We start from the raw sequence: 26,416 nt of genomic DNA, 5'->3' as shown, positions 1-26,416 counted from the left end.
CTCAGGAGGTCACGCGTCCAGCTCGCCCCGCACCGTACGGGCCGCCGCCACGAGGTGCTCCAGCGACTCCCGCGTCTCCGCCCACCCGCGCGTCTTCAGACCGCAGTCCGGGTTGACCCACAGCCGCTCCGGGGGGATCGCCTTGAGCCCCGTGCGCAGCAGCGCCGCGACCTCGTCCGCTCCGGGGACGCGCGGCGAGTGGATGTCGTACACGCCGGGTCCCGCCTCGCGGGGGTACCCGTGCGCCGCGAGCTCGTGCGCGATCCGCATGTGCGAGCGCGCCGCCTCCAGGCTGATGACGTCGGCGTCCAGGTCGTCGATCGCGTCCACGATGTCGCCGAACTCCGCGTAGCACATGTGCGTGTGCACCTGCGTGGCGTCGGCGACGCCGCTTGTCGTGAGGCGGAAGGCCTCGGTCGCCCACGCCAGGTAGGCGGGACGCTCCGCGGCGCGCAGCGGAAGCGTTTCGCGCAGCGCGGGCTCGTCCACCTGGATGACACGCGTCCCCGCCTCCTCCAGGTCCCGCACCTCGTCCCGCAGCGCGAGCGCGACCTGCCGCGCCGTCTCGGCGAGCGGCTGGTCGTCCCGCACGAAGGACCACGCGAGCATCGTCACGGGTCCGGTCAGCATCCCCTTGACCGGCTTCGCGGTGAGCGACCGCGCGTACGAGGTCCAGCGCACCGTCATCGGCGCGGGCCGCGAGATGTCCCCCGCGAGCACCGGCGGGCGCACGTACCGCGTCCCGTACGACTGCACCCAGCCGTGCCGCGTCGCGAGGTAGCCGTCCAGTCGCTCGGCGAAGTACTGCACCATGTCGTTGCGCTCGGGTTCGCCGTGCACGAGGACGTCGAGCCCGGTCTCCTCCTGGAAGGAGACGGCCCTGCGGATCTCCTCCTCGACGCGCTGCTCGTACCCGGCCTCGTCGATGCGCCCGGAGCGCAGGTCGGCGCGCGCCGCGCGCAGCGTGTCCGTCTGCGGGAAGGACCCGATCGTCGTGGTGGGCAGCGGCGGCAGCGCGAGATGCGCGCGCTGGGCGGCGGCGCGCTCCTCGTACGGGGACCTGCGGCGCGTCTCGGCGTCGGTCACCGCCGCCGTACGGGCCCGGACCGCCGGGTCGTGGGTGAGCGAGGACGCTTCGCGCGAGGCGAGCACGGCGCGGTTGGCGGCGAGTTCGGCGGCGACCGCCTCCGTGCCGCGGCTCAGCGCCTTGGCGAGCGTCGCGACCTCGGCGGTCTTCTGCCGGGCGAAGGCGAGCCAGCGCAGGACCTGCGGATCGACGTCCTTCTCGCGCGCGGCGTCCAGCGGCACGTGGAGCAGCGAGCAGGACGCGGCCACGTCGACGCGGTCCGCGAGACCGAGCAGGGTGCCGAGCGTCGCGAGGGCCCGCTCCAGATCGCCGGTCCAGATGTTGCGCCCGTCGACGACCCCGGCGACGAGCCGCTTGCCGGGCAGGCCCCCGGCGGCGGCGAGCGCGTCGAGATTCGCGGCGGCCGCTTTGGTGAAGTCGAGCGCGAGCCCGTCCACGGGGGCCTTCGCGAGGACGGGGAGCGCCTCGCCGAGCCGGTCGAAGTAGCTCGCGACCAGCAGCTTCGGGCGGTCGCCACGGCCGCCGAGATACGCGTAGGCCCGTTCGGCGGCGGCGAGTTCGGCGGGGGTGCGGTTCTGGACGAGCGCGGGCTCGTCGAGCTGGACCCACTCCGCGCCGGCCGCGCGCAGATCGGCGAGGACTTCCTCGTACACGGGAAGGAGCCGGTCGAGCAGGCTCAGCGGCGCGAAAGTGTCCTCCGTACCGGGGGCGGCCTTGGCGAGCAGGAGGTAGGTGACCGGGCCGACGAGGACGGGCCGCGCGCGCAGCCCGAGCGCGAGCGCCTCGCGCAGCTCGCCCACCTGCTTCGAGGAGTCGGCGGTGAACTCCGTGTCCGGGTCCAGCTCGGGGACCAGGTAGTGGTAGTTCGTGTCGAACCACTTCGTCATCTCCAGCGGCGCGACGTCCTGCGTGCCGCGCGCCATGGCGAAGTAGCCGTCGAGCGCGTCGGCCGCGACGGCGGCGCGGTGCCGCGCCGGGATCGCGCCGACCATGACGCTCGTGTCGAGCACGTGGTCGTAGAGGGAGAAGTCCCCGGTGGGGACTTCGTCGGCGCCGTCGGAGGCGAGCTGCCGCCAGGCGGCGGCGCGCAGTTCGCGTGCGGTGTCGTGGAGGCGCGCGGCGTCGACGCGGCCCTTCCAGTAGCCCTCGACCGCCTTCTTCAGCTCCCTGTCGGGGCCCTGACGGGGGTAGCCGTACACGGTGGCCCGTGCTGCCGCGGCTGCGGACTTCGGTGTCACGGAGATCTCCTTCGCGAGATGAATCCCTGAGATCCCGGGTGTCCACGGGGCGCGAAGGAACGGCGAAGGGGGCGGGAGCTGACGCGTCCGCCCTCTGTGCACGCCGACCCGCCCACGAGGTCACCGGGATGTCCGGGCGCGCTTTCGGCGCGCGTCCGGGCGGCTGGCAGGTCTTCGGACTCGCGGGCACGCCCTCCTGACGGAGGACACCTACTGGCCGTCGCTTCCCAGACCCGTACCCGGGCCCAGTGCGTATGACGGCGGTCGTTCCCGCTCACCGCTGCGGGGCAGTCCCGGATTCCCACCGGGTTCCCTCTTGCGACGCTCCCGCCTGGCGGACGGGGCGAACCAGCTGCTGCGGGCAGTGTAGGGGGTGGGGGGACGGAGGAGGCGGGGGAGTTCGGGGAGTGGACTTCCGGCTCAGCCCTCGCTGTGATCCCCGTGGTGTCGACGGGGTCGAGAATGCGGCGGCCCCGCAGCAGGACGCGGCTCACCGGTTCCGCCGGGTCGAGATCGAGCCCCGGCCTGGGGAGCATGTCGACGTCGGCGGCTTCGGCCCGTACGCGCCGGGCTGCGAGGTCGACGTACTGCGTGCCGGGGGGGCGCATCCCTACCTCGCCCTCGGCACCACCACGGGCGCGCCGTCGCCGGGGGCGCGCAGGATGTCGGCGTCCAGGCCGTAGACCTCCTTGACCAGCGCTTCGTCCACGACCGCGGCCGGGGCCCCCTCCGCCACGATCCGGCCGTCCTTCATCGCGATCAGGAGATCCGCGCTGCGGGCCGCCGCCGAGAGGTCGTGCAGGACCATCACAACCGTACGGCCCGCCGCCGCGACCTCGCGGACCAGGCGCAGCACGTCCACGACGTGGCCCGGGTCGAGCGCCGACGTCGGCTCGTCGAGCAGGACGAGCGGGGTGTCCTGGGCGAGGACCATCGCGAGCCAGCAGCGCTGACGCTGGCCGCCCGAGAGCCGGTCGAGGCGCTCCCCGGCGAGGTCGAGCGTCCCCGTCGCGGCGAGCGCGGCCCGTACCGCCTCCTCGTCGGCGCGCGACCACTGGCGCAGCAGGCCCTGGTGCGGGTGGCGGCCGTACCGTACGAGCCCGGCGACCGTCACCGCCTCGGGTGCCCGGGGGGATTGGGGGAGCAGCGCGACGTGGCGGGCCGCCCGACGGCGGTCGAGCGCCCACAGATCGGCGCCCGCGGCGTGGACCGTACCGGCCTCGGCGGGGTGCAGGCGCGCGATCGTGCGCAACAGGGTCGATTTGCCGCAGCCGTTGGGGCCGACGATCGCGGCGACCTGTCCGGCGGGCACGGTGAGGTCGACGTCCCGGACGACGGGGCGGCCCGGATAGCCCGCGCGCAGGCCGCTGATCAGGAGCCCCGCGGGCGTCCCGGTGGTGGTGGTCATGGGAGCGCTCACGCCTTTCGGGAGGGGCGGCCCCGGTCCTGACGGAGCAGGACCCAGAGCAGGAAGGGGCCGCCGAGCACGCTCGTGACGACCCCTGCGGGTATCTCGACGGGCGCCACGACCCGGCCGAGGGCGTCGGCGGCGGCGACGAGGAACGCGCCGGTGAGGGCCGCGCCCGTGACGGGTACGCGCGTGGGGCCCGCGAGCCGGGCGGCGAGCACCGGTGCGGCGAGTGCGACGAACCCGATCGGCCCGCCGACACCGACCGCGACCCCCGCGAGCCCCACCGCCACCGCGAGCGCGAGGGCGCGCACGCGGCGCGGGTCCGCGCCGAGCGCGGTCGCCGTGTCGTCGTCGAAGCGCAGCAACTGCAGCCGGTGGCCCGCGGCGAGCGCGAACGGGAGCAGCACCGCGAGGATCACGAGGAGCGGGCCGCCCACCGCCCAGTCGCGGCCGTTGAGGCTGCCCACCGTCCACAGGAACACGCCGCCCGCCGTCGCCTGGTTCTGGCGCGACATCACGAGGTCGCTCACCGCGCCGACGAACGTCGAGACGCCGATGCCCGTGACGAGCAACCGGTACCCGGCCGCGCCGGCACCTCCCGCGCACAGCACGACGAGCACGGCGGCCCCCGCCGCGCCGAGCGGTCCGAGCCACCAGGCGCCGAGCATCCCGGTCGTGGACCCCGCGACCGAGGCCACGACGGCGGCCGTCGCGCCCTCGTTGACGCCGACGAGGTCGGGCGTGGCGAGACGGTTGCCCGCGAGCGTCTGCGTGAGACACCCCGCGACCCCGAGCGCGGCCCCGACGAGCAGCCCCACGACGATCCGCGGCAGCCTGAACTCCCGTACCACCATGGTGCTCGCCGCGTCCCCCGCTCCGAAGAGGCCCCGCAGGCTCTCCCCGGCGCTCATGCCGGTCGAACTGGCGAGCACGGCGAGGCAGACGACCGCGAGGAGGACGGGCGCGAGACACGACGCGAGGAGGAGGGAGCGACGGGGGAGGAGCCAGGAGAGTGCGCCGGTGCGCAGCACCGTGCTGTCGGGCGGGGTGACAGGGGCGCCCGCGCCGGGAGGCAAGGCATGGCCGGTGTCGCGCTCCGGCCGGGCCGGTTCGTACGTGCTCATGCCGCACCCGCCGTCGACAGGCGCGGCGAGCGCGCGATCCAGACGAGCAGCGGGCCCCCGACGAAGGCGAGGAGCACGCTCACCGGAGTCTCCCAGGGGCGGATCACCAGGCGGGCGAGGAGATCGGCGAAGAGCAGGATGTTCACGGCGAAGAGCGCCGACAGGACGAGTTGCGCCGCGAGCCGGGGGCCCGTCAGGGTGCGAGCCGCGTAGGGGGCGAGGAGACCGAGGAAGGCGATCGGGCCCGCGAGGGCCACCGCGCAGCCGGTCAGCAGCGAGACCGCGGCGGCGACCGCGAGCCGTACGCGCCCCGGGTGGTGGCCGAGCGCGCGGGCCGTGTCGTCGCCGAGCCCCAGCGCCGAGAGCGGTCGCGCGCACAGCAGCGCGCCGGTGAGACCGAGCGCGGCGAGCGGGGCGAGGAGCGCGAGGTCGCCGAGCCTCACCCCGGCGAGCGAGCCGATCGTCCAGTAGCGGTACGTGTCGAAGGTCGACTGCGTGCCGAGCAGCACGTACGCCGTGAGGCCGTGAAACGTCGCGCCGAGCGCCGAACCGGTGAGCACGAGCCGCAGCGGCGCGCCCGCCGCGCGCCCGCTCGCCGCGAGCAGCAGCACGATCGCGCTCGCCACCGTGCCCCCGAGCAGCGCGCACACCATGAGCCCCCCGGCCGAACCGACCCCGCCCCACGTCAGTCCGAGGACGACGGCGAAGGCGGCACCGGAGTTGACACCGAGAAGCCCCGTCTCCGCGAGCGGATTGCGCGTCGCGGCCTGGAGCAGGCAGCCGGAGACGCCGAGGCAGCACCCGACCACGAGCGCCGCGAGGGTGCGCGGCAGCCGTACGTCGTGCACCGCGAGCCGCACCTGCGCGTCGGCGCGCGCCGCCGGGTCACCCGTGAGGTAGTCCCAGGCGCGGCCCGGGCCCGTCGAGCCCGTACCGAACAGGAGCGACAGCAGTCCGAGCGCGAGTACGAGGACGAGAAGTCCCGCCGCGCTCCACCACACCACCGGCGCGCGGCCCGTGAGCGGTGCGGTGCGCCGGCCGGGGGGAGCCGGACGCCCTTGCGTAATGAACATGAGGTTAGCCTAACCTAAGTAACGCGCCGTCCGGTGGGCGGTGCGGCGGGCTGCTCGCTGCCCGAAAACCCTCCGTACGCAGGGGAAACGGCGCCTTGCGCCCCCTTTGTCCCTGCGGCGGCATGTCCCTCGTCCCCCCTTCACGGAGAACTCGATCCATGGCACACCGCCCGTCCGCCCCTCGCTCCTCCACCCGCCGCACGACCGTGCTCGCGGCGCTGCTCGCCGGGGCCGGTCTGCTGACCGCGACCGCCTGTTCGGGCGACGACTCCTCCGACGCGGCCGGTACGGCGAAAACGGACAAGAGCACCGTCAGCGTCACCGACGCGACCGGCACGGCGGTGAAGACGCCCGCCCACCCGCGACGCGTCGTCGTACTCAGCGAGATGGACCTCGACTCCGCACTCACCCTCGGCGTCGACCCGGTCGGCCTCACCGCCGCCCGCGGCCAGAAGGGCGCCCCCGGCTACCTCGCCGACAAGGCCGCGAAGATCCCGCTCGTCGGCACCGTGACCGGCCCCGACATCGAGAAGGTCGTCGCCGCGAAGCCCGATGTGATCCTCGCCGGGCAACTCGCCGACACCCAAGTGCTCGCCCAGCTCAGAAAGGTCGCCCCCACCCTCGTCACGATCGGGAAGGACAAGGACTGGAAGTCCTCGCTCACCCTCACGGGCAAGGCGCTCGGCAAGAGCAACGAGGCGAAGAAGTTCCTCACCGGGTACGACGAGAAGGCCGCCGCGCTCAAGAAGGACCTCGGCGCCCGCGCGGGCAGCGAGGTCTCCGTCGCCCGCTACTCCGCCAAGGGCACCGCCGTCATGCAGCAGGGAGTCTTCGTCTCCGACGTCCTCGAGGACCTCGGTCTCACCCGGCCCGGCATCCAGGCGGAGCAGGGCGAGGGCCACTCGACGCCGATCAGCAACGAGAACCTCAAGGAGATCGACGGCGACTGGCTCTTCATCGGCACCCTCGACCCCACAAGCGAGTCCGGACTGCTCAAGCAGCTCCAGGCCGAACCCGCCTACCGGGCCCTCAAGGCGGTCAAGGACAAGCACGCGACCGTCGTCGACGGCTCCAAGTGGACCAGCCTCGGTGGCGCCCAAGCCGCCGAATCCGTCCTCGCGGACATCCGGGCGGCGATGGTCAAGTGAGCGCGGCAGAGGGAGAGTTCGCGGGCCAGGCCGTCTTCGTCACCGGTGCCGCGCAAGGGATCGGCGCCTCGGTCGTGGCGGCCTTCGTACGCGAGGGGGCGCGTGTCTTCGCGACGGACGCCGACGCGGACAAGCTCCGCGCCCTCGCCGCCCGCCGTCCGGGCGCCATCACCGCGCACCCGCTCGACGTCACCGACGCGGCGGCCGCCGAAACGGCGCTCGCGCTTGCCGAGGACACCCTCGGCCCGCTCGACGTCGTCGCGTGCGTCGCGGGCATCCTGCGCACGAGCCCCGTCACCGAACTCACCGACGCCGACTGGTCCGCGAGCCTCGCCGTCAACACCACCGGCGTCTTCCACGTCACCCGCGCCGCCGCGCGCCGCATGACCCCGCGCGGCCGCGGCGCCCTCGTCACCGTCGCGTCCAACGCGGGGGGCGTGCCGCGCGCCGGGATGGCCGCGTACGCCGCCTCGAAGGCCGCGACCGTGATGTACATGAAGTGCCTCGGCCTCGAACTCGCCCCGCACGGCATCCGCTGCAACACCGTCTCGCCCGGCTCCACGCTCACCGCGATGCAGCGCGCCATGTGGGGCGAGGACCAGGAGGCGGGCGCCCGCCGCGTCATCGAGGGCCACCCCACCGCGTTCCGTACCGGCATCCCGCTCGGCCGCATCGCCGAACCCGCCGACATCGCGGACGCCGTCACCTTCCTCGCCTCGGAACGCGCACGCCACATCACGATGCACGACCTGTACGTGGACGGAGGCGCGACCTTGCGCGCGTGAGACGCCGCCCCGCTCCCGCGAGACGCCGCCCACCCCCCACACCCACGGCACCCCCCATCCCCAGGAGGCCCCCATGACCGCCCCCGTGCACGAACCCCTCACCCGCGCCCCGGAACCCCCCGCCGTCACCCCCGGCGGCGCCACGGCGCTGCTCGACGCCTATCGCCCGGGCGACCGCTTCCTCGCCACGCCCGGACGCACCCTGCTCGGCTCGGGAACGGCCGCCGAGATACCCCACGAACCGGCCGTCCCCCTCGGCGAGCGCGTCCGCCGGGTGCTCGACGCGCGGCGCGCCGCGGGAGACGCCGCCCCCGTCGTCATCGGGTGCCTCCCCTTCCTGCCCGACGCGCCCCCCGCGCTCGCCGTACCCGCCCGGCTGCGCCGGGGACCCGCGCTGCGCCACGACCCGCTCACCGCGCTCGAACCCCCCGTACCGGCCGCGCCCGGCGGCTGGGACCTGCGCGAGGTACCCTCGGCCGCCGCCTACGCACGCGCCGTCGACGCCGCCGTGGAGCGGCTGCGCGCCGGCGAGTTCGCGAAAGTCGTCCTCGCCCGCACCCTCGAACTCACCGGACGCGCCGCGCCCGGACTGCCCCGCATGCTCGGCCGCCTCGCCCGCCGCGACCCCGGCGGCTACGCCTTCGCCGTGCCCAGCGGCCCCGGACGCACGCTCCTCGGCGCGAGCCCCGAACTCCTCGTCGCCCGGCAGGGCGGCCGCCTCGTCGCCAACCCCCTCGCGGGCTCGGCCCCGCGCGGCACCGACCTCGCGGACGACGTGCGCGCCGCCGCCGCGCTCCTCGACTCGGCGAAGGACCTCCACGAGCACGCCGTCGTCGTCGACGCCGTACGCGACGCACTCGCCCCGTACTGCGCGCGCATCGATGTGCCCGCGCGCCCCACCCTCGTCCGCACCGCCACGATGTGGCACCTGTCGACCACCGTCACCGGAGACCTCGCGTCCCCCGCGACGACCGCGCTCGACCTCGCCCAGGCCCTCCACCCCACCCCCGCCGTGTGCGGAACCCCGACCGCGACCGCGCGCGAGGTCATCGCGGCGAGCGAACCCTTCGACCGCGGCGCCTACACCGGCATGGTCGGCTGGCAGGACGCCGACGGGGACGGCGAGTGGGTCGTGACGCTGCGCTGCGCCGAGGCGGAGGGCGACACGCTGCGCCTCTTCGCCGGGGCCGGGGTCGTCGCCGCGTCGACGGGCGAGGCCGAGGCCGCCGAGACCGCCGCCAAGTTCCGTACCTTCCTCGACGCCGTCGGAGCCGCCCTGTGACCACGTCCGCCACCGCTCGCGCGACCGCGCCGTACGCCACCACCCCCGGCACCGACGCGCCCACCTGGCCCGCCGAGACCGCCGCCCGCTACCGCGCCGCCGGGTACTGGCGCGGCGAGTCCTTCGGCGACCTCCTCCGCGCCCGCGCCGCCGCACACCCCGGGCACCTCGCCCTCGTCGACCCCGCGCCCGAACGCCGCACCTGGACGTACGCGGAACTCGACGCCCGCGCGGACACGCTCGCCGCCGGGCTCGCCGGTCTCGGCATCCGCAAGGGCGACCGCGTCGTCGTGCAACTCCCCAACATCGGCGAGTTCATCGAGACCGTCTTCGCGCTCTTCCGCCTCGGCGCCCTCCCCGTCTACGCGCTCCCCGCCCATCGCGAGCGCGAGATCGACCACTTCTGCGCGCTCAGCGAAGCCGTCGCCTACGTCGTCCCCGACCGCCACGCGGGCTTCGACCACCGCGCGCTCGCCACCCGGATGCGCGCCCGGCACCCCGCGCTGCGCCACGTCCTCGTCGTGGGCGACCCCGGCGGGCACACCGCGCTGCGCGACGTCACGGGCGACCCCGCGGACCTTCCGCCCGGCCCCGAAGCGAACGAACTCGCCTTCCTCCAGCTCTCCGGCGGCACCACGGGTGTCCCCAAGCTCATCCCGCGCACCCACGACGACTACGCCTACTCGCTGCGCGGCTCCAACGAGATCTGCCGCGTCGACGCGCGCACCCGCTTCCTCGTCGTCCTCCCCGCCGCCCACAACTTCCCGATGAGCAGCCCCGGCTGGCTCGGCGTGCTGCTCGCGGGCGGCACCGTCGTGCTGAGCCCGGCGCCCGACCCCGGGACGGCGTTCGCGCTCATCGAGCGGGAAGGGATCACGATGACCGGCATGGTGCCGCCGCTCGCCCTCGTGTGGACCGAGGCGGCGCCCTCGACCCCGTACGACCTCTCGAGCCTCGACCTGGTCCTCGTCGGCGGCGCGAAGTTCGGCGAGCGGGCGGCGCGGCGCCTGCGACCGGCGCTCGGCGCGCGGCTCATGCAGGTCTTCGGCATGGCCGAAGGGCTCGTCAACTACACGCGGCTGGACGACGACGTGGAGACGGTGCTCACGACGCAGGGGCGCCCCATCTCGCCCGACGACGAGGTACGGGTCGTGGACGACGCGGGGGAGGACGTCCCCGACGGCACGGTCGGGCACCTGCTGACGCGCGGCCCGTACACGATCCGCGGCTACTGGCGCGCGCCCGAGCACAACGCGCGCGTCTTCGACGCGGAGGGCTGGTACCGCACCGGGGACCTGGTGCGACGGCTATCGAGCGGGCACCTCGTCGTGGAGGGCCGCGCGAAGGACCAGATCAACCGGGGCGGTGAGAAGTTCGCGCCCGAGGAGGTCGAGAACGTGCTCCTCGGCCACCCGGCCGTGCTCGACGCCTCCGTCATCGGCGTGCCGGACGACTACCTCGGCGAGCGCTCCCTCGCGTACGTCATCGCGCGCGCCGGGGCCGAAGTGCCGCGGGCCGCCGAACTCAAGCGCTACGTGCGCGAGTCGGGACTCGCGGCGTTCAAGGTGCCGGACCGGTTCTCCTTCGTGGACGCCTTCCCGCAGACGGGGATCGGGAAGGTGAGCAAGAGGGGGCAGCGGGAGGGGGCGGGGGGTGGGTGAACAGCCCCCTCCCGCCCGGGGGGCGACCCCAATACCAGTCTCTCGCAACTCCCACCCCCACCCCGCCCCACCACCCAAATCTGTGGATAACTCCGGGAAAGCCGCCACACGCCTCACTCGAAAGGGTGGCAGGCGCCCTGTGGATAACCGCAGCTTTGGCCAAAGGCGGCCCACCTCTTGGCCCGTCCCCCCACGCACCCCCACCCCCACCGAAAGGCCCCCATGCCCCTCCCCACCGCCGTCACCTACCCCCACCCCACCCCCGCCGAGCTGCCCGCCAACCGCGTCGGCTGGCGGCTCGACCCCTCCCGCGCCGCGCTCCTCGTCCACGACCTGCAACACCACTTCCTGCGCTGCTTCCCCCCGGGCACCGAACCCCTCACCGGCCTCATCGACCGCACCGCCCGGCTCATCGAGGCAGCCCGCGCCGCCGGGATGCCCGTCATCCACACCGCCCAGCGCGGCGGCCAGACCCCCGCACAGCGCGGTCTCCAGCTCGACTTCTGGGGTCCCGGCGTACCCGCCGACCCGGCCGCCCACGGCAGCCCCGAGCGCGTCGCCCCCGCCGGGGACGACATCCGGCTCACCAAGTGGAAGTACAGCGCCTTCGCCCGTACCGACCTGGAGGAACGGCTGCGCGCCGCCGGGCGCGACCAGCTCGTCGTCACCGGCGTCTACGCCCACATCGGCGTCCTCATGACGGCGGCCGACGCCTGGTCCAGGGACCTGCGCGCCTTCGTCGCCGCCGACGCGGTCGCCGACTTCTCGCGCGAGGACCACGACATGGCGCTGCGCTGGGCGGCGGGCCGCTGCGCCCGCGTCGCCCCCACCGCCGAACTGCTGAAGGAATTCTGATGCCGCTCCCCACCCTCACCCCCGAACTGATCCGCGCCGACGTCGCCGACGCGCTCGGCGAGGACCCGGCCGACATCCCCCTCGACGAGAACCTCCTCGACCACGGGCTCGACTCCGTGCGCCTCATGAGCCTCCTGGAGGGCTGGCGCCGCGAGCACGGCGTCGAGGCGGGCTTCGCCGACCTCGCCGAGGACCCCGTCATCACCGCCTGGGCCGCTCTCCTGGGGGCACGATGACCACCATGACGAGGCGCGAGGCCGCCGTCCTCCCGCTCACCGCCGCCCAGACCGGCATGTACTACGCCCAGGCCCTCGACCCCGGCAGCCCCGCGCAGAACACCGCCGAGTGCCTCGCGATCGACGGCCCCCTCGACCCGCACGTCTTCCGCACCGCGCTGCGCCGCGTCGCCGCCGAGACCGACAGCCTCCGCCTGCGATTCACCGAGACCCCCGAAGGCCCTCGGCAGCACCTCGCCGCCGAGGTCGAACCCCCGCTGCTCGTACGGGATTTCCGCGACGACGGCGGTGAGGAGGCGGCCCGTGCGTGGCTGCGCGCCGACCTCGCCGAACCCTTCGACCTCGCCACCGGGCCGCTCTTCCGGCACGCCCTGCTCCGCGTCGGCGAGGAACGCTGGCTGTGGTACCAGTGCGTGCACCACCTCGTCATGGACGGCTACGGCTACTCGCTCCTCGTGCGCCGCACCGCCGAGGTGTACTCGGCACTCGCGGCCGGCCAGGAACCGGCACCGCGCTCCTTCGGCACCCTGGCCGAACTCCTCGCGCTCGATGAGGAGTACCGCACGGGACCCGACCGGGACACCGACCGCGCCTACTGGACGGGCGCCTTCGCCGACCGTCCCGAGGCCCCCCTCCTCGCCGGTCGCTCCGCGCTCCCTTCGCGCACCTTCCTGCGCCGTACCGCACACCTCGCCCCCGAGGACACGGCCCGCCTGCGCGCCCTCGCCCGCGAACTCAAGGCCACCTGGCCCGACGTCCTCCTCGCCGCGCAGGCCCTCCACGTCTCGCGCACCACCGCGCGCGAGGACGTCGTGCTCGGGCTGCCGCTCATGGGACGGCTCGGCTCGGCGGCACTGCGTGTGCCGGGCATGGTCATGAACGTCGTACCGCTGCGGCTGCGCGTCGACCCGGCGGAGAGCTTCGCGCGGCTCGTACGGCGTGTCGTCACCGCGGTGCGCGAGGCGCGCCGCCACCAGCGCTACCGGTACGAGGACCTGCGCCGCGACCTCGGACTGCTCGGTGCGGGCCGCGCCCTCACCGGGCCGCTCGTCAACCTCATGCCCTTCGACTACGGCGCGACCTTCGCCGGAGCCCCCACCCGCGCCGAGAACCTCTCGGCCGGACCCGTGGACGACCTCAGCGTGCACGTCTACGACCGCGCGGACGGACGCGGACTGCGCGTCGACCACGACGCCAACCCCGCCCTCCACGACGAGACCGCGCTCGCCGCCCACCAGGACCGCTTCCTCGCCCTCCTGCACCGCCTCGCCACGAGCGACCCCGAAACCCCCACGGCCCGGCACCCCCTCGCCACCGACGAGGAACTCCGCCTCGTCCTGGAGGAGTTCAACGCCACCGAGCGCGCCCTGCCGCCCACCACCCTCATCGGCCCGATCGAGGCGCGGGCAGCGCACACCCCCGACGCACCCGCCCTCGTCCTCGGCGCGACGGTCCTTACGTACGCCGAACTCACCGCGCGCGCCAACCGCCTCGCCCACCACCTCACCACGCTCGGCGCCGCTCCCGGGGCCACCGTCGCCGTCTCGCTCCCGCGCTCGGTGGACCTCGTCGTCGCCCTCCTCGCCGTCCTCAAGACCGGCGCCGCCTACCTGCCGCTCGACCCCGAATACCCCTCCGAACGACTGGAGTTCATGCTCTCCGACGCGGCCCCCGTGTGCGCGCTCACCGACACGGACGGGCGCCTGCCGCAGGACGCCCCGGTGCCCGTACTGCCGCTCGACACGCTCGACACGCGCGCGTACCCCGCCTGCGACCCGCCCCGTGCCCTCACGCGCCACCACCCCGCGTACGTCCTGTACACCTCCGGATCGACGGGCCGCCCCAAGGGCGTCATCGTGTCGCACGCGGCGATCGACAACCGCCTGCGGTGGATGCAGGGCACGTACCCGCTCGCGCCGGGCGACCGCGTGCTCCAGAAGACGCCCTCGTCCTTCGACGTCTCCGTGTGGGAGTTCTTCTGGCCGCTGCGCGAAGGCGCGACCCTCGTCCTCGCCGAACCGGGGGCGCACAAGGACCCCCGCCGCATCAGCGAACTGATCACCCGACACGCCGTCCAGGTGTGCCACTTCGTACCGTCGATGCTCCAAGCCTTCCTCGCCGAGCGGGAGTCCGCGCGCTGCGCGAGCCTGCGGGACGTCTTCGCGAGCGGCGAGGCGCTCTCGCGCGAGTCCGCCGACGCCTTCGCGCGCGCCCTGCCCGGAGCGCGCCTGCACAACCTCTACGGGCCGACCGAGGCGGCCGTCGACGTCACCCACCACACGTGCGTACCCGGCGACTCGGGACCCGTTCCGCTCGGCCGCCCCGTCTGGAACACCCGCCTGTACGTGCTCGACGCCGCAGGGCAGCCCTGCCCGCCCGGCGTGCCCGGTGAACTCCATCTCGCCGGAAGCCAGTTGGCGGATGGCTACCTCGCGCGCCCCGAACTCACCGCCGACCGCTTCCCCGTGGACCCCTACGGCCCGCCCGGCACCCGCATGTACCGCACGGGCGACCTCGCGCAGTGGACGCCCGAGGGCGAGCTCCTTTACCTCGGCCGCACCGATCACCAGGTGAAGCTGCGCGGCCAGCGCATCGAACTCGGCGAGATCGAGGCCGCGTTGAGCGCCCTGCCCGGTGTCGACGGAGCGTGCGCGCTCGTCCGCGAGGACACGCCGGGCGACCAGCGGCTCATCGGCTACGTGACGGGACGGGTCGACCCTTCCGCACTGCGTACCGCACTCGGCCGCACCCTGCCCGCGCACATGGTGCCCGCCGCCGTGCTCCGCCTCGACGCCCTCCCGCTCGGCCCGGCGGGCAAGCTGGACCGCAAGGCACTGCCGGCCCCGGTCTTCACCGGCTCGGGAGGGGAGCGCACCCCGGCGAGCCCCCAGGAGGAGACCCTCGTCCGCCTCTTCCGCGAGGTCCTCGGCGTCCCCGGCGCCGGCCCCGAGGACGCCTTCTTCGACCTCGGCGGCTCCTCGCTCCTCGCGGTCCGGCTCGTCGGGCGGATACGGGACGAACTCGGCGTCGAGCCGACACTCGGCAGCCTCTTCGAGTCCCCCACCCCGGCCGCGCTCGCCGCCCGCCTCACCGCCACCGGCCCCCTCGCCCGCGCCGCGCTCTCCACGGTGCTGCCGCTGCGCACGAACGGCGAGGGCCCCGCGCTCTTCGCGATCCACCCCGCCGGCGGCCTCGCCTGGTGCTACGCGGCCCTCGCCACGCTCCTCGGCCCCGGCCACCGCCTCTACGGCATCCAGGCACGCGGCCTCGACGGGCCCGCTCCGCTCCCGGTGAGCCTGGAGGAGGAGGCCGCCGACTACGTACGCGAGATCCGCGCCCTCCAGCCGCACGGCCCGTACCGCCTCCTGGGCTGGTCCGTGGGCGGCGTGCTCGCGCACACGGTCGCGACGCTCCTCCAGGAGACGGGCGAGGAGGTCGACCTGCTCGCCCTCCTCGACGCCTTCCCAGCCGAGCAGTGGCGCGACAACCCCGCCCCCGAAGAGGGCGACGCGCTCACGGCGGTGCTCCGCATGGCGGGCCTCGAACGGACCGGGGAGCGCACGAGGGAGGACGTCATGGCCACGCTGGCGCGGGGCGGCAGCTCCCTCGCGGGCCTCGCCGACGACACCCTCGCGCGCATCGTCGACATCGTCCCCAACCACGCCCGCCTGATGCGCGCCCACACCCACCGCCGCCCCTACGAGGGAGACGTCCTCTTCTTCACGGCGGCGACCCCGCGCGCCCAGCACTGGCTCCACCACACGGCCTGGCTCCCGCACGTGCGAGGAAGGATCGAGAACCACGACCTGCCCTGCACCCACCCCCAACTCCTCGCGGCGGAACCGCTGGAGGCGATCGCGGAGGCCCTGAGGGAGCGACTGGGCGAGCCGAGGCGCTGAGCAAGCGGGCGACGGCGGAGAAGGGGGACGGGGACGGAGGGCGGCCGGGGGAGCGGGACGCCGCGCGTGCGACGCCCACGCCGGACGCCTCGCGTACCGCCCCGGGAGCGGTCCGCCGCCGGAGCCCGCCGCCGCGCTCCGGACCGCCGCGCTCCGGACCGCCGGGCGGGCCCGGACCGGACGGCGGGCCTATGCCGCCGGTCCCGGGAGCAGCTTCGGCAGCCCCGCCGCCAGTTCGGTGCGCCAACACAGGTAGTCGTGGCCGCCGTTGAACTCGTGGTACTCGGCGTCGTCGTACCCGGCCTCCGCGAGGGCGGCGCGCAGGCGGCGCGCCGCCGGGAGCGCGACCCATTCCTGTCGTCCGGAGGAGAGCCGGAAGCGGACGGGCCGGCGCGGGGTGGTGGCGAGCGTGCGCGTCAGGCACTCGGCCTCGGGGCCGTTGGGCCACCAGAAGGACCCGGACTGGGCGAGGACGTTGCCGAATCGGTGCGGAGCCGCGAGCGCGGCCCACGCGGCGGTGAGGCCGCCGAGGCTCTGCCCCGCGAGCACCGTACGTGCCGGATCGCTCGTGAGCGGCAGCCGCTCGGCCGCCCAGGGGATCAACTCCTCGGTGAGGAAGGCGAGATACTCCGGGCGGCAGGTCAGCTCCGCCCACCGCGTGTCCGCGTCGACGGAATCCGGCAGGAGCGCCGCCATAGGAGGCACGAGACCGGCCGCGATCAGCCCGTCCAGCAGCCCCGCGACACCGAGCACGGGCCCCCAGTGCTCCCCGTCGAGGAGGACGAGCAGGGGGAGCCCGGAGCCCGGTGCGGGCGCGGCACCGGCGGCCGGGCGGCAGGCGGCGGCCGGCGTGTAGAGCCACGTGCGCCGGGTCCCGCCCAGGCGGACGCTCGGCACCGCGTGCTCGCTGAGCGTGCCGCGCGCCCCCACCGGGCACGGGAGCGACCAGGCGCCTTGCCCCGGCGCCTGCGGCAGCGCCGCCCAGTGCAGCGGCTCACCTCCCCAGCGGCGCGGCAGCGTCTGGGAGTTGAAGGGGTCGGGGCGGCGCCTCGTGCGCAACCAGGCCGCGTACTTCGGGGAACCGGGCGCCGGGCCCCCGCCCTCGTCGACCAGCAGCTCGTACGTGCCCTGCCAGTCCGCGCCGAGCCGCAGCGTCACGTGCCACACATCCGTGTCCGGCACGCGCTCCATCGCGGTGGCGCGCGGATCGCGTGGGTCGGCGAGCTTGTTGGGCACGGCCCGCACCGCGCGGGTCGCCGGACTGCCGCGCCACAGGAAGGTGACGCTCCTGTGCCCCGGATCGCCCGCCGGGTCGGGCCCCACGACGGGTGTGCCGCGCCGGGCCACCTCCGCCCAGAAGTCCCCCGTCACCGTCCCGGGCCCGGGCAGCGGGAGGGCGGCACCGCTCACGCGGGGTACCGGGACCGGGCGCGGGGTGCGCGGCGGATGCCGCAGCGCACTGGGCGGGGGAGAGGCGAACATGGAGCTTCCTTTCGGTCCTGGACGCGGCGGACCCGCGGCGGACCCCGTAAAGATCAAGTCAGTATGGTTAGGCTAACCTAAGCACATCTGAGTGCTGTGGGGCCTCCCGTGTTCCGCCCCCGCCTCCTTCTGGGCCGGATGGCCGGGCTGTGTCCGCCTCGGCCGCATCGCCGCCGCGCGCCTCTCGCGTATCCGCAACTCGATGGCGCCGTACGGGGATTGAGATGTGATTTGTGGCGGAGGCCACACGCCCCCCTTGATCGAAGTTAGGTAAGCCTAAGCTAACTTTGAAGAGCGCGCCCCGCTCCGGAGCGCCCTTGCAGAAGGAGACCCGCATGTCCGTTCTCGTCCCCCGGCTGCGCCGCGCCGCCGCCGTGACCGTCGCCTGCGCCGCCGGTGCCACGCTCTTCGCCACGGGCACGGCCCAGGCGCACGGCAAGGGCCACGCCCCGGCGCCGAAGACGACGGTCGCGCCGCTCGCGACCGGCCTCTACCAGTCGGCCTACTCGGAGCGGAACCACGTCCTGTGGGCCACGACCGCCGTGGGCCGGCCCCCCGTCACGCAGTCGGCGCTGCTCAAGGTCGACCCCGTGACCCTCGCGGTGAAGGCCACCTACGAGGCGCCCGTCACCGACACCGCGACCGGCGCCCGCCAGGCCGTCTACGGGGTCGCGGTGGACGACGAGCACAACACGGTGTGGACCACGAACACCCGCGACAACTCCGTCTCCGCCTACAGCCAGCGCACCGGCAAGCTCCTCGCCACCATCGGGGACGTGGCCCACGGCCGCGAGGTCGTCGTGGACGAGGCGCACGACACCGTGTGGGCCAGTGGCAACGGCGCCGGCACCCTCGTGGGCATCGACACCAAGACCTTCAAGGAGAAGAAGCGCGTCACCGTCGAGGGCGCGAGCCCGGCCGGGCTCGCCGTCAACGAGCGCACCGGCGCCCTGTACGCGACGGACCTGGGCAACGACCGCGTCATCGAGGTCGACCGGGGTTCCTCGGTGCCCCGCTTCATCCCCGTCGGCGAAGGCCCCATCTCGGTGAGCCTGTCCAAGGACGGCCGGACCGCGTACACCGCCAACCAGACCGGCGGCGACGTCTCCGTGGTCGACCTGCGCAAGGGCGTCGTGACCAAGTCCGTGCCCACGGGCGAGGGCCCCCTCTCCGTCGCCACCGACACCCGGACGGGCAACGTCCTCGTCGCCAACCGCACCGCCGCGACCGTCTCCGTCGTGGACCCCCGCCAGGGCAGGGTCGTCGACACCGTCGCCGTCAACGCCAACCCCAACCACGTCGAGATCAAGGGCGGTTACGCCTTCGTCGTCGACAAGTCCGGCGCCGTGGACGGCAAGGACACGCTCACCCGCATCCGCCTCGCCCACTGAACGGCGACCGGGCGGCCCGGGGGGAAGCCCCGGGCCGCCCGGCCGGTCAGCCCCTGCCCACCGGGTGCAGCGCCGCGTACTCCAGCGGCGCCGAGGGGTCTACCGAGACGTCGAGCGGCGCGGGCTCGGCTCCCGCCCGCACGAGCAGATCCCCCACCGCCGCGATCATCGCCCCGTTGTCCGTGCACAGCCGCAAGGGCGGTACGCGCAGGGTGATCCCGGCGGCGCGGCACCGCTCCTCGGCGAGCGCGCGCACCCGCGAGTTCGCCGCGACCCCACCGACCACGACGAGCGTGCCCACGCCGTGCTCCGCGCAGGCCGCCACCGCCTTGCGCGTCAGCGTGTCGGCGACGGCCTCCTGAAGCGCCGCGGCGCCGTCGGCGACCGGCAGCACCCCGCCCGCGTGCCGCTCCGCCCAGCGCGCCGCCGCCGTCTTGAGCCCCGAGAACGAGAAGTCGTAACCCCCCGGCAGCGGACGCGGGAAGGCCACCGCCCCGGGGTCGCCGTCGCTCGCGGCCCGGTCGATGGCCGGACCGCCCGGGTAGGGGAGGCCGAAGACGCGCGCCACCTTGTCGAAGCACTCGCCCGCCGCGTCGTCCAGCGTGTCCCCGAGGTGCGCGATCGGCTCGCGCGCCAAGTCCCGTACGAGCAGCAGCGAGGTGTGCCCGCCCGAGACGATGAGCACGACGCAAGGGGAGGGGAGCGGCCCGTGCTCCAGCGTGTCCGCCGCGACGTGCCCCGCGAGGTGGTGCACGCCGTGCAGCGGGACGCCGAGCCCGTACGCGAGGCCCTTCGCCGCCGCGAGGCCCACTTGGAGCGCCCCGGCCAGGCCCGGACCCGTCGTGACCGCGACCGCGTCGATGTCCCGCGCCCGTACCCCCGCTTCGTCGAGCGCGCGTCGGATCACCGGGCGCACCGCGTGCACGTGCGCCCGCGCGGCGATCTCGGGCACGACGCCCCCGTAGCGCGCGTGCGCGTCCATGCTCGACGCCACCGCGTGCCCGAGCAGCTTCCCGTCCCTGACCAGGCCCGCGCCGGTCTCGTCGCAGGAGGACTCGATGCCCAGTACGAGCGGAGCGGCCACCCCGCACCTCTTTCCCGTCGCCCCGGCGGTCTCCCCGCCCGGTTGTGCAAGTGATTTGTTGTTGCGCATAGTGTGCAACAAGCTGGCGACCCCGCACGCACCCCCAGGTCACACCCCCGTAGGCTGGGCGGGCACCGCCCCCGACCCGAGCCCGAGGACCCCGCACGTGACCGCAGCGCCCGCCGCCACCCCGCAGGACGCCGTCACCGTCGTCGGCATCGGCGCCGAGGGCTGGCCCGGAGTCCCCGAGGCGTCCCGCGCCGTCCTGCGCGCGGCCGACGTGGTCTTCGGCGGACCCCGCCAACTGGACCTCCTGCCCCCCGAGTGCGCCGCCGCCCGCGTCCCCTGGCCCTCCCCGCTGCGCCCCGCGCTGCCCGGCCTGCTCACCGCGCACGCCGGGCGCACCCGCGTCGTCCTCGCGAGCGGCGACCCGATGTTTTACGGGATAGGGCGGACCCTCACCGAACTCCTCGGCCCCGAGGCCGTCCGCGTCCTGCCGCACCCCTCGTCCGTCGCGTACGCGTGCGCCCGCCTCGGCTGGGCCCGCGAGGACGTGGACGCCGTCTCCGTCGTGGGGCGTCCCCTCGCCCGTGTCGCCGCCGCGCTCCACCCCCGCCGCCGCCTCCTCGTCCTCGGTTCGGGACCCGGCACACCGGCGGAGGTCGCCGCGCTGCTCCGCGCGCGCGGCTTCGGGCCCAGCCGCATGCGGGTACTCGAACAACTCGGCGGCCCCGCGGAACGTACGAGCCCCGAGGCCACCGCCGAGGAGTGGAACGCGCCGCCCGCCGACCCGCTCCACATCGTCGCCGTCGAGTGCCACCGCGCCCCCGGGGCCCCGCGCCTCGGCGCCGTCCCCGGACTCCCCGACGAGGCGTACGCGCACGACGGGCAGCTCACCAAGCGCTACCCGCGCGCCGTCACTCTCGCCGCGCTCGCGCCCGCGCCCGGAGAAGTCCTGTGGGACGTCGGCGGCGGCTCGGGCTCGATCGCGATCGAGTGGCTGCGCACCCACCCGTCCTGCCGCGCGTTCAGCGTCGAGCGCGACGCCGCGCGCGCCGCGCGCATCACCGAGAACGCGGACCGCCTCGGCGTCCCGGCGCTGCGCGTCGTCACCGGTGCCGCGCCCGCCGCACTCGTCCAACTGCCCACGCCCGACGCCGTGTTCATCGGCGGCGGACTCACCGCACCCGGCCTGCTCGACGCCTGCTGGGCGGCGCTGCCCCCGGGCGGCAGACTCGTGGCCAACACCGTGACGCTGGAGTCCGAGGCCGTGCTGAGCGCGGCGCGCAAGCGGTACGGGGGCGAGCTGGTGCGGCTCTCGGTCGCGCACGCCGTCCCGGTCGGCGGCTTCACGGGCTGGCGCCAGGCCATGCCGCTGACGCAGTGGCTCGTGGAGAAGACCGCACCGGAAGCGACGGAAAAGCCCGCGCCCGCGACGACTGGAGCCGACACCCCATGACCGTGTACTTCATCGGCGCGGGTCCCGGCGCCGCCGACCTCATCACGGTGCGCGGCGCGCGCACCCTCGCCCGCTGCCCCGTGTGCCTGTACGCGGGCAGCCTCGTCCCCGCCGAACTCCTCGCCGAGTGCCCTCCCGACGCGCGCCTCGTCGACACCGCGCACCTCGATCTCGACGCCATCAGCGCCGAGTTCGCCCGCGCGCACGAGGCCGGCCAGGACGTGGCCCGCCTGCACTCGGGCGACCCGGCCGTCTTCAGCGCGGTCGCCGAGCAGATGCGCCGCCTCGACGCGCTCGGCATCCCGTACGAGGTCGTCCCCGGCGTCCCCGCCTTCGCCGCCGCGGCGGCCGCGCTCAAGCGGGAACTGACCGTGCCCACGGTCGGCCAGACCGTCGTCCTCACGCGGGTCTCGCAGGAGGCGACCCCCATGCCCGAGGGCGAGGACCTCGCGACCCTCGGCCGCAGCGGCGCCCTCCTCGTCCTGCACCTCGCCGCCCGCTACGTCGACCGCGTCACCGCCGAACTCCTCCCGCACTACGGGGCCGACTGCCCCGCCGCCGTCGTCGCCCACGCCTCCCGGCCCGAGGAGCTGATCCTGCGCGGCACCCTCGGCACGATCGCCGCCGAGACCAAGGCCGCCGGGATCACCCGCACCGCCGTCATCATGGTCGGCCGCACCCTGGGCGCCTCCGCGTTCCGCGACAGCCACCTCTACTCGGCCGCGCGCGAGCGCCACACGTGCTGAACGAGCCCCATGTCCTGATCCTCGGCGGTACGACCGAAGCCCGCCGTCTCGCCGAGGCGTTGACCGGCGCCCCCTGGCGCGTCACCACCTCGCTCGCCGGCCGCGTCGCCGCCCCGCGCGCCCTTCCCGGCACCGTGCGCGTGGGGGGCTTCGGCGGTACGGAGGGACTCGCCGCCTGGCTGCGCGCGCACGCCGTCAGCGCGCTCGTCGACGCGACCCACCCCTTCGCCGCCACGATGAGCTTCCACGCCGCCGAGGCCGCCGCCGCGACAGGCGTCCCGCTCCTCGCCCTGCGCCGCCCCGGCTGGACCCGTACCCCCGGCGACGACTGGCACGACGCCGACTCGCTCCGCGAAGCGGCCTCCCTCCTGCCCCCGCTCGGCACCCGCGTCTTCCTCACGACGGGCCGCACCGGGCTCTCCGCCTTCACCGGGCACCCCGCCCTGTGGTTCCTCGTCCGCGCGGTCGACCCGCCCCAGCCGCCGCTCCCCGCCCGTACCGAAGTCCTCCTCGACCGTGGACCGTTCACCCTCGAAGGCGAACGTGCCCTGCTGGCCCGCCACCGCGTCGACGTCCTCGTCACGAAGGACAGCGGGGGAGCGGCCACCGCGCCGAAGCTCACGGCGGCGCGCGAGGCGGGCATCCCGGTGGTCGTCGTGCGCAGGCCGCCCGTACCGGACGGGGTGCCGCGGGCGGCGGACCCCGCGGGCGCCCTCGACTGGCTGGCGGCGCTCGCCCCGTAGCCGTGCGCCGCCCGCGTCATCGCCTCCGTGCCGGAGCTTCCCCGACGGCCCCCGCCCACGCCGTACCCCCGTCCTGCGCGGGGAGAACGCCGGGTTCAGGCCGGGTACCGCCTCGGCGTCCACACGATCTCCTCGCCGTCCCCGCGCCGCACCACCCGCGTCCGCGAGGAGCCCACGAGCAGGATCGTGCGCATGTCCACCTCGGCCGGGTCCAGCTCGGCGAGCCGCACGATCCGCACCCGTTCGCCCGCGCCCCCCACATCTCGCGCCACCACGACGGGCGTGCCCGGCGCACGGTGCTCCAGGAGCACGTCACGCGCCGCGCCCACCTGCCACGTACGGCTCCCCGAACCGGGGTTGTACAGCGCGAGGACGAGGTCGGCACCCGCGGCCGCGCGCAGCCGCCGCGCCACCACCTCCCACGGTTTGAGCCGGTCCGAGAGGGAGAACACCGCGTAGTCGTGCCCCAGCGGCGCACCCGCCCGTGCCGCCGCCGCGTTCGCCGCCGTCACCCCGGGCAGGACGCGCACGGGCACGTCCGCGTACTCCTTGCGCGAGGCCACTTCGAGCACCGCCGTCGCCATCGCGAACACCCCCGGGTCGCCCCCCGACACGACCGCGACCCGTCGCCCGCGCGTCGCCAACTGCAAGGCGAACTCAGCCCGTTCGGACTCCACGCGGTTGTCGGACGCGTGCCGCGACTGCCCCGGACGCTCCGGCACGCGGTCGATGTAGGTCGCGTACCCCACGAGGTCGTCCGCCGCCGCGAGCGCGCCCCGCGACTCCGGGGTCAGCCACAGCGGCCCCGCCGGTCCCGTCCCGACCACGACCACCTCACCGCGCCCCGCGCGCGGCTCCGCACGTCCGGCGGCCACGCGGCTCGGCAGCAGGGCGACCGAGAAGTACGGCACCTCGGCGGCGTCCACCTCCGCGAGCGCCGCCGTCCGCTCCCCGTCCATCGTCGCCCGCTCCACGTACCGCGCCTCGTCGAGCCGCCCCGAACTCTCCAGCGCACGGCGCACCTTGGGGAAGGTGCGGCCCAGTTTCATCACGACGGCCGAGTCCGTAGCGGCGAGCCGCGCCGCGAGTTCCTCCTCGGGGAGCGTGCCCGGCAGCACCGTCAGCACCTCCTCGCCCTCGACGAGCGGCCGTCCGAGCCGCGCCGAGGCGGCGGCGAACGACGTGACGCCGGGCACCACCTCGGTCTCGTAGCGGTGCGCGAGCCGCTTGTGCATGTGCTGGTACGAGCCGTAGAAGAACGGGTCGCCCTCCGCGAGCACCGCGACCGTGCGCCCCGCGTCCAGGTGCGCGGCGAGCCGCGCCGCCGCCTCCTCGTAGAACTCCTCCAACGCCCCCCGGTAACCGCCGGGATGGTCCGTCGCCTCCGTCGTCACCGGATAGACGAGCAGCTCCTCGACGTGGTCCTCGCGCAGGTAGCGCGCCGCGATCCCGCGCGCGATCGACCGGCCGTGCCGCGCGCTGTGGTACGCGACCACGTCCGCCTCGCCGATGACCTCCACGGCCCGCACGGTCAGGAGCGAGGGGTCGCCGGGACCGAGCCCGACCCCGTACAGCTTGCCGCTCATTCTTCCTCGCTCGCGATCGCGTTGAGCGCGGCGGCGGCGAGGGCGCTGCCCCCGCGCCGGCCCCGCACCACGAGGTGGGCGAGGCCGCCGTGCGCGGCGAGGGCGTCCTTCGACTCCGCGGCGCCGACGAAGCCGACGGGCACCCCGATCACGGCGGCGGGCCGGGGCGCGCCCGCGTCGACGAGTTCCAGGAGCCGGAAGAGCGCGGTCGGCGCGTTCCCGACCGCGACCACGGCGCCGTCCAGACGGTCGCCCCACAGGTCGAGCGCGGCGGCGCTGCGCGTCGTGCCCAGCTCCTTCGCGAGGGCGGGCACGGCGGGGTCCGGGAGCGTGCACACCACTTCGTTGTCCGCGGGCAGCCGCTTGCGCGTCACACCGCTCGCGACCATCTTCACGTCCGTGAGGATCGGCGCGCCCGCGCGCAGCGCCGCCCGCGCCCGCGTCACCACGTCCGGCGAGAACGCGAGGTCCCGCACGAGGTCGACCATGCCGCAGGCGTGGATCATCCGGACCGCGACCTGCGAGATCTCCGGTGGCAGCCCGTCGAGTTCGGCCTCGGCGCGGATGGTGGCGAAGGACTCCCGGTAGATCGCCGGGCCGTCCTTCTCGTAGGTGTAGCGGGTGCTCACGGGTCTCGCTGCTCTCGGTGTGGTGGTGCGGGTACGGGGCTTGGTCAGGGGGTCGGCGCGGCGATGGCCGCCGCGAGGCGCACGGGGTCCACCGCGTCCACCGGGCGTGGCTCGCGACCCGGGACGGAGAGGAGATAGCCGCCGTCCGGCCCGGCGACGACATCGGCGTGCGGCTCCGCGGGCCGGCCGCAGCGCCGCTCGCACGCCGACCAGTACAGCGGGAGCGGCGAGGCGGCGACGGCGGGCAGCGCCCGCCCGGCGTCGGCGCGCACGTCGGCGCGGGCCCGCGCGCACCCCGGACGCCCCACGCACGCCCCGACGCGCGGCCACGGCGAACCGGGCGCCGTGACGAGCCCGGCCGCGGCGAGCCGCGCGGCGGCGTCCCCGGCGGGTCCGACGACGACGACACCGCGCCACGGGGTGAGCCGCAGCTCCGTCCCCGCGTGCGTCAACTCCCGCCAGGCGGTGGGGGAGAGGCGCCCCAGGGGGACGTGCACGGCGAGCGCGCCCGGGTACGGTCCTGGGGCGGGCGGGGCCGCTTCCGGGAGCGGCGGCCCGGCGACGGCGGTACGGGTCGGCACGCCCTCGTCGGCGAGCCGACCCCGTACCGCTTCCGCGAGGGGCGGGCCGTCCGGCAGCTCGGCGACCCGCCACGCGCGGGTGCCTTCGGGGGCGCGCGCCGCGGCGTCGAGGAAGACCTCGGCCGCGCGCAGGGCCGCGCGCGGGGCGTGCCCGGCGGCTACCGTGAAGCGCTCACCGCCGAGGGACACCAGGGCCTCGTCCCCCGGCAGGGCGCGTACGGTGACGTCGGCCTTCAGCGCGGTCATGTCGCCGCGGCCGTCGTCGAGCGCGAAGAGGAAACGTCCCGAGAGAGCGGCGGCCCGCGCACTGCCGCACAACGCGGCGTCGAGCGCGCCCAGCCAGTCGCGCACGGGACGCGCCCCGCCGCCGTCGAGCCCGGAGAGCGGGGAGGCGGCGATGTTGCGGACGCGTTCGTGGGCGGGCGAGGGGAGCAGGCCCGCCTCCGCGAGGGCCAGGCCGAGCGCGTCCCCGGAGGCGGGGTCGAGGCCGCGCAGCTGCACGTTGCCGCGCGAGGTCAGATGCAGGTCCCCGTCACCGTGACGCAGGGCCAGCGCGCCCAGGACCTCCCACTGCCCCGCGTCGAGGACCCCGCCGGGTATCCGCACCCGCGCGAGCCCGCCGTCGTCGGCGAGGTGCAGCCGCAGCGCACCGGGACAGGCGTCACCACGGCTCCCGGCGGCGCTCGCCGGAGGCGTCGGGGACGCCGGAGGCACGGCGGGGCGCGGAAGAGGGGAGGGCATGGCGGCGAGCATACCGATCCACCGTCCGGTGAGCCCGCCCCGCCCGTCCCCGTACCGCCGACGTCCGTGCCGTCTCCGGCCCGCGCCCGGTACCGCCGGCCCCCGCCGCGCCCCGTACCGCCGACCGCCGGTCGCTGCCGCTCTTGCCCCCTGCCCCGTATCCCCGCCGCGCGAC

Annotated in this window: 20 protein-coding genes and 1 riboswitch; of the genes, 11 read left to right on the top strand and 9 right to left on the bottom strand. The window is 75.4% G+C overall.

Going from position 1 to position 26,416, the window contains the following annotated elements:
* Positions 1–9: 9 nt before the first annotated feature.
* The 4 genes from metE to ACIP4O_RS25180 all read right to left on the bottom strand — a co-directional run bounded on the left by metE (position 10) and on the right by ACIP4O_RS25180 (position 5,864).
* Positions 10–2,325 carry a 5-methyltetrahydropteroyltriglutamate--homocysteine S-methyltransferase gene (metE, locus tag ACIP4O_RS25195; RefSeq protein ID WP_401577754.1) on the bottom strand — a complete coding sequence of 772 codons (2,316 nt, stop codon included), beginning with the start codon at positions 2,323–2,325 and terminating at the stop codon, positions 10–12.
* A 162-nt stretch (positions 2,326–2,487) separates the two neighbouring features.
* A riboswitch (cobalamin riboswitch) is annotated at positions 2,488–2,678 on the bottom strand.
* A 257-nt stretch (positions 2,679–2,935) separates the two neighbouring features.
* Positions 2,936–3,733, bottom strand: coding sequence for an ABC transporter ATP-binding protein (locus ACIP4O_RS25190; protein WP_401577752.1), 798 nt, complete (start codon positions 3,731–3,733; stop codon positions 2,936–2,938).
* Between the two features lie 8 nt (positions 3,734–3,741).
* Positions 3,742–4,860 (bottom strand): FecCD family ABC transporter permease, encoded by a 1,119-nt coding sequence (locus ACIP4O_RS25185; RefSeq protein ID WP_401577750.1) that lies wholly within the window; start codon positions 4,858–4,860, stop codon positions 3,742–3,744.
* Entirely contained in the window at positions 4,857–5,864 is a 1,008-nt protein-coding gene (locus tag ACIP4O_RS25180) for a FecCD family ABC transporter permease (RefSeq protein ID WP_401577796.1), read from the bottom strand. The genes ACIP4O_RS25185 and ACIP4O_RS25180 overlap by 4 nt, the downstream gene beginning before the upstream one ends.
* A 227-nt stretch (positions 5,865–6,091) precedes the next feature.
* Here ACIP4O_RS25180 and ACIP4O_RS25175 point away from each other — a divergent pair, with 227 nt between their 5' ends.
* The 7 genes from ACIP4O_RS25175 to ACIP4O_RS25145 all read left to right on the top strand — a co-directional run bounded on the left by ACIP4O_RS25175 (position 6,092) and on the right by ACIP4O_RS25145 (position 15,799).
* Complete coding sequence (locus ACIP4O_RS25175; protein ID WP_401577748.1) at positions 6,092–7,081, top strand: ABC transporter substrate-binding protein; 990 nt, start codon at positions 6,092–6,094, stop codon at positions 7,079–7,081.
* A complete protein-coding gene (locus tag ACIP4O_RS25170) occupies positions 7,078–7,866 on the top strand; it encodes a 2,3-dihydro-2,3-dihydroxybenzoate dehydrogenase (protein ID WP_401577746.1) in 789 nt (262 codons plus the stop codon). Before ACIP4O_RS25175 ends, ACIP4O_RS25170 begins: the two co-directional genes overlap by 4 nt.
* Positions 7,867–7,939: 73 nt before the next feature.
* Entirely contained in the window at positions 7,940–9,148 is a 1,209-nt protein-coding gene (locus ACIP4O_RS25165) for an isochorismate synthase (protein ID WP_401577744.1), read from the top strand.
* A complete protein-coding gene (locus tag ACIP4O_RS25160) occupies positions 9,145–10,809 on the top strand; it encodes a (2,3-dihydroxybenzoyl)adenylate synthase (RefSeq protein WP_401577742.1) in 1,665 nt (554 codons plus the stop codon). The genes ACIP4O_RS25165 and ACIP4O_RS25160 overlap by 4 nt, the downstream gene beginning before the upstream one ends.
* A gap of 222 nt (positions 10,810–11,031) precedes the next feature.
* A complete protein-coding gene (locus ACIP4O_RS25155; RefSeq protein WP_401577740.1) occupies positions 11,032–11,664 on the top strand; it encodes an isochorismatase family protein in 633 nt (210 codons plus the stop codon).
* Entirely contained in the window at positions 11,664–11,900 is a 237-nt protein-coding gene (locus tag ACIP4O_RS25150) for a phosphopantetheine-binding protein (RefSeq protein WP_401577738.1), read from the top strand. Before ACIP4O_RS25155 ends, ACIP4O_RS25150 begins: the two co-directional genes overlap by 1 nt.
* A gap of 5 nt (positions 11,901–11,905) precedes the next feature.
* Complete coding sequence (locus tag ACIP4O_RS25145) at positions 11,906–15,799, top strand: amino acid adenylation domain-containing protein (protein ID WP_401577736.1); 3,894 nt, start codon at positions 11,906–11,908, stop codon at positions 15,797–15,799.
* Positions 15,800–15,988: 189 nt separating this feature from the next.
* Here ACIP4O_RS25145 and fes read toward each other — a convergent pair whose 3' ends face one another.
* Positions 15,989–17,281, bottom strand: coding sequence for an enterochelin esterase (fes, locus tag ACIP4O_RS25140; RefSeq protein ID WP_401577734.1), 1,293 nt, complete (start codon positions 17,279–17,281; stop codon positions 15,989–15,991).
* 335 nt (positions 17,282–17,616) lie between these two features.
* On the opposite strand from fes, the gene ACIP4O_RS25135 reads away from it, so the two are divergent.
* On the top strand, positions 17,617–18,672 hold the full coding sequence (locus ACIP4O_RS25135) for a YncE family protein (protein WP_401577732.1): 1,056 nt from the start codon (positions 17,617–17,619) through the stop codon (positions 18,670–18,672).
* Positions 18,673–18,718: 46 nt separating this feature from the next.
* On the opposite strand, the gene tsaD is transcribed toward ACIP4O_RS25135, so the two are convergent.
* Positions 18,719–19,756 (bottom strand): tRNA (adenosine(37)-N6)-threonylcarbamoyltransferase complex transferase subunit TsaD, encoded by a 1,038-nt coding sequence (tsaD, locus tag ACIP4O_RS25130; protein ID WP_401577730.1) that lies wholly within the window; start codon positions 19,754–19,756, stop codon positions 18,719–18,721.
* 166 nt (positions 19,757–19,922) lie between these two features.
* Here tsaD and cbiE point away from each other — a divergent pair, with 166 nt between their 5' ends.
* The 3 genes from cbiE to ACIP4O_RS25115 are packed head-to-tail and all read left to right on the top strand — an operon-like array spanning position 19,923 to position 22,704.
* Positions 19,923–21,215: a precorrin-6y C5,15-methyltransferase (decarboxylating) subunit CbiE gene (gene cbiE, locus ACIP4O_RS25125; RefSeq protein ID WP_401577727.1), complete on the top strand. Its 1,293-nt coding sequence runs from the start codon at positions 19,923–19,925 to the stop codon at positions 21,213–21,215.
* A complete protein-coding gene (gene cobM, locus ACIP4O_RS25120; protein WP_401577725.1) occupies positions 21,212–21,961 on the top strand; it encodes a precorrin-4 C(11)-methyltransferase in 750 nt (249 codons plus the stop codon). The genes cbiE and cobM overlap by 4 nt, the downstream gene beginning before the upstream one ends.
* On the top strand, positions 21,958–22,704 hold the full coding sequence (locus ACIP4O_RS25115; protein ID WP_401577794.1) for a cobalt-precorrin-6A reductase: 747 nt from the start codon (positions 21,958–21,960) through the stop codon (positions 22,702–22,704). The genes cobM and ACIP4O_RS25115 overlap by 4 nt, the downstream gene beginning before the upstream one ends.
* A gap of 95 nt (positions 22,705–22,799) precedes the next feature.
* Here ACIP4O_RS25115 and ACIP4O_RS25110 read toward each other — a convergent pair whose 3' ends face one another.
* Genes ACIP4O_RS25110 through ACIP4O_RS25100 form a run of 3 tightly spaced genes read right to left on the bottom strand, consistent with a single transcriptional unit; the run spans position 22,800 to position 26,253 of the window.
* Complete coding sequence (locus ACIP4O_RS25110) at positions 22,800–24,290, bottom strand: precorrin-2 C(20)-methyltransferase (RefSeq protein ID WP_401577723.1); 1,491 nt, start codon at positions 24,288–24,290, stop codon at positions 22,800–22,802.
* The gene (locus ACIP4O_RS25105) at positions 24,287–24,919 is read right to left on the bottom strand and encodes a precorrin-8X methylmutase (RefSeq protein ID WP_401577721.1); all 633 of its coding nucleotides are present in this window, start codon (positions 24,917–24,919) and stop codon (positions 24,287–24,289) included. The genes ACIP4O_RS25110 and ACIP4O_RS25105 overlap by 4 nt, the downstream gene beginning before the upstream one ends.
* Positions 24,920–24,963: 44 nt before the next feature.
* Entirely contained in the window at positions 24,964–26,253 is a 1,290-nt protein-coding gene (locus ACIP4O_RS25100; RefSeq protein ID WP_401577719.1) for a cobalamin biosynthesis protein CobG, read from the bottom strand.
* Positions 26,254–26,416: the final 163 nt, after the last annotated feature.

This window comes from Streptomyces sp. NPDC088923 (assembly GCF_044749745.1).
In the GTDB taxonomy this organism is placed as follows: Bacteria; Actinomycetota; Actinomycetes; order Streptomycetales; family Streptomycetaceae; genus Streptomyces.
This window is presented reverse-complemented; position numbering and strand designations above follow the sequence as displayed.

What these genes read in the sequence shown, in the direction of transcription:
- ACIP4O_RS25190 (WP_401577752.1), bottom strand. Translation starts at nt 3,733, where the DNA reads ATGACCACCACCACCGGGACGCCCGCGGGGCTCCTGATCAGCGGCCTG.
- ACIP4O_RS25185 (WP_401577750.1), bottom strand. Translation starts at nt 4,860, where the DNA reads ATGAGCACGTACGAACCGGCCCGGCCGGAGCGCGACACCGGCCATGCC.
- ACIP4O_RS25175 (WP_401577748.1), top strand. Translation starts at nt 6,092, where the DNA reads ATGGCACACCGCCCGTCCGCCCCTCGCTCCTCCACCCGCCGCACGACC.
- ACIP4O_RS25165 (WP_401577744.1), top strand. Translation starts at nt 7,940, where the DNA reads ATGACCGCCCCCGTGCACGAACCCCTCACCCGCGCCCCGGAACCCCCC.
- ACIP4O_RS25155 (WP_401577740.1), top strand. Translation starts at nt 11,032, where the DNA reads ATGCCCCTCCCCACCGCCGTCACCTACCCCCACCCCACCCCCGCCGAG.
- ACIP4O_RS25150 (WP_401577738.1), top strand. Translation starts at nt 11,664, where the DNA reads ATGCCGCTCCCCACCCTCACCCCCGAACTGATCCGCGCCGACGTCGCC.
- ACIP4O_RS25145 (WP_401577736.1), top strand. Translation starts at nt 11,906, where the DNA reads ATGACGAGGCGCGAGGCCGCCGTCCTCCCGCTCACCGCCGCCCAGACC.
- fes (WP_401577734.1), bottom strand. Translation starts at nt 17,281, where the DNA reads ATGTTCGCCTCTCCCCCGCCCAGTGCGCTGCGGCATCCGCCGCGCACC.
- ACIP4O_RS25135 (WP_401577732.1), top strand. Translation starts at nt 17,617, where the DNA reads ATGTCCGTTCTCGTCCCCCGGCTGCGCCGCGCCGCCGCCGTGACCGTC.
- cobM (WP_401577725.1), top strand. Translation starts at nt 21,212, where the DNA reads ATGACCGTGTACTTCATCGGCGCGGGTCCCGGCGCCGCCGACCTCATC.
- ACIP4O_RS25110 (WP_401577723.1), bottom strand. Translation starts at nt 24,290, where the DNA reads ATGAGCGGCAAGCTGTACGGGGTCGGGCTCGGTCCCGGCGACCCCTCG.
- ACIP4O_RS25100 (WP_401577719.1), bottom strand. Translation starts at nt 26,253, where the DNA reads ATGCTCGCCGCCATGCCCTCCCCTCTTCCGCGCCCCGCCGTGCCTCCG.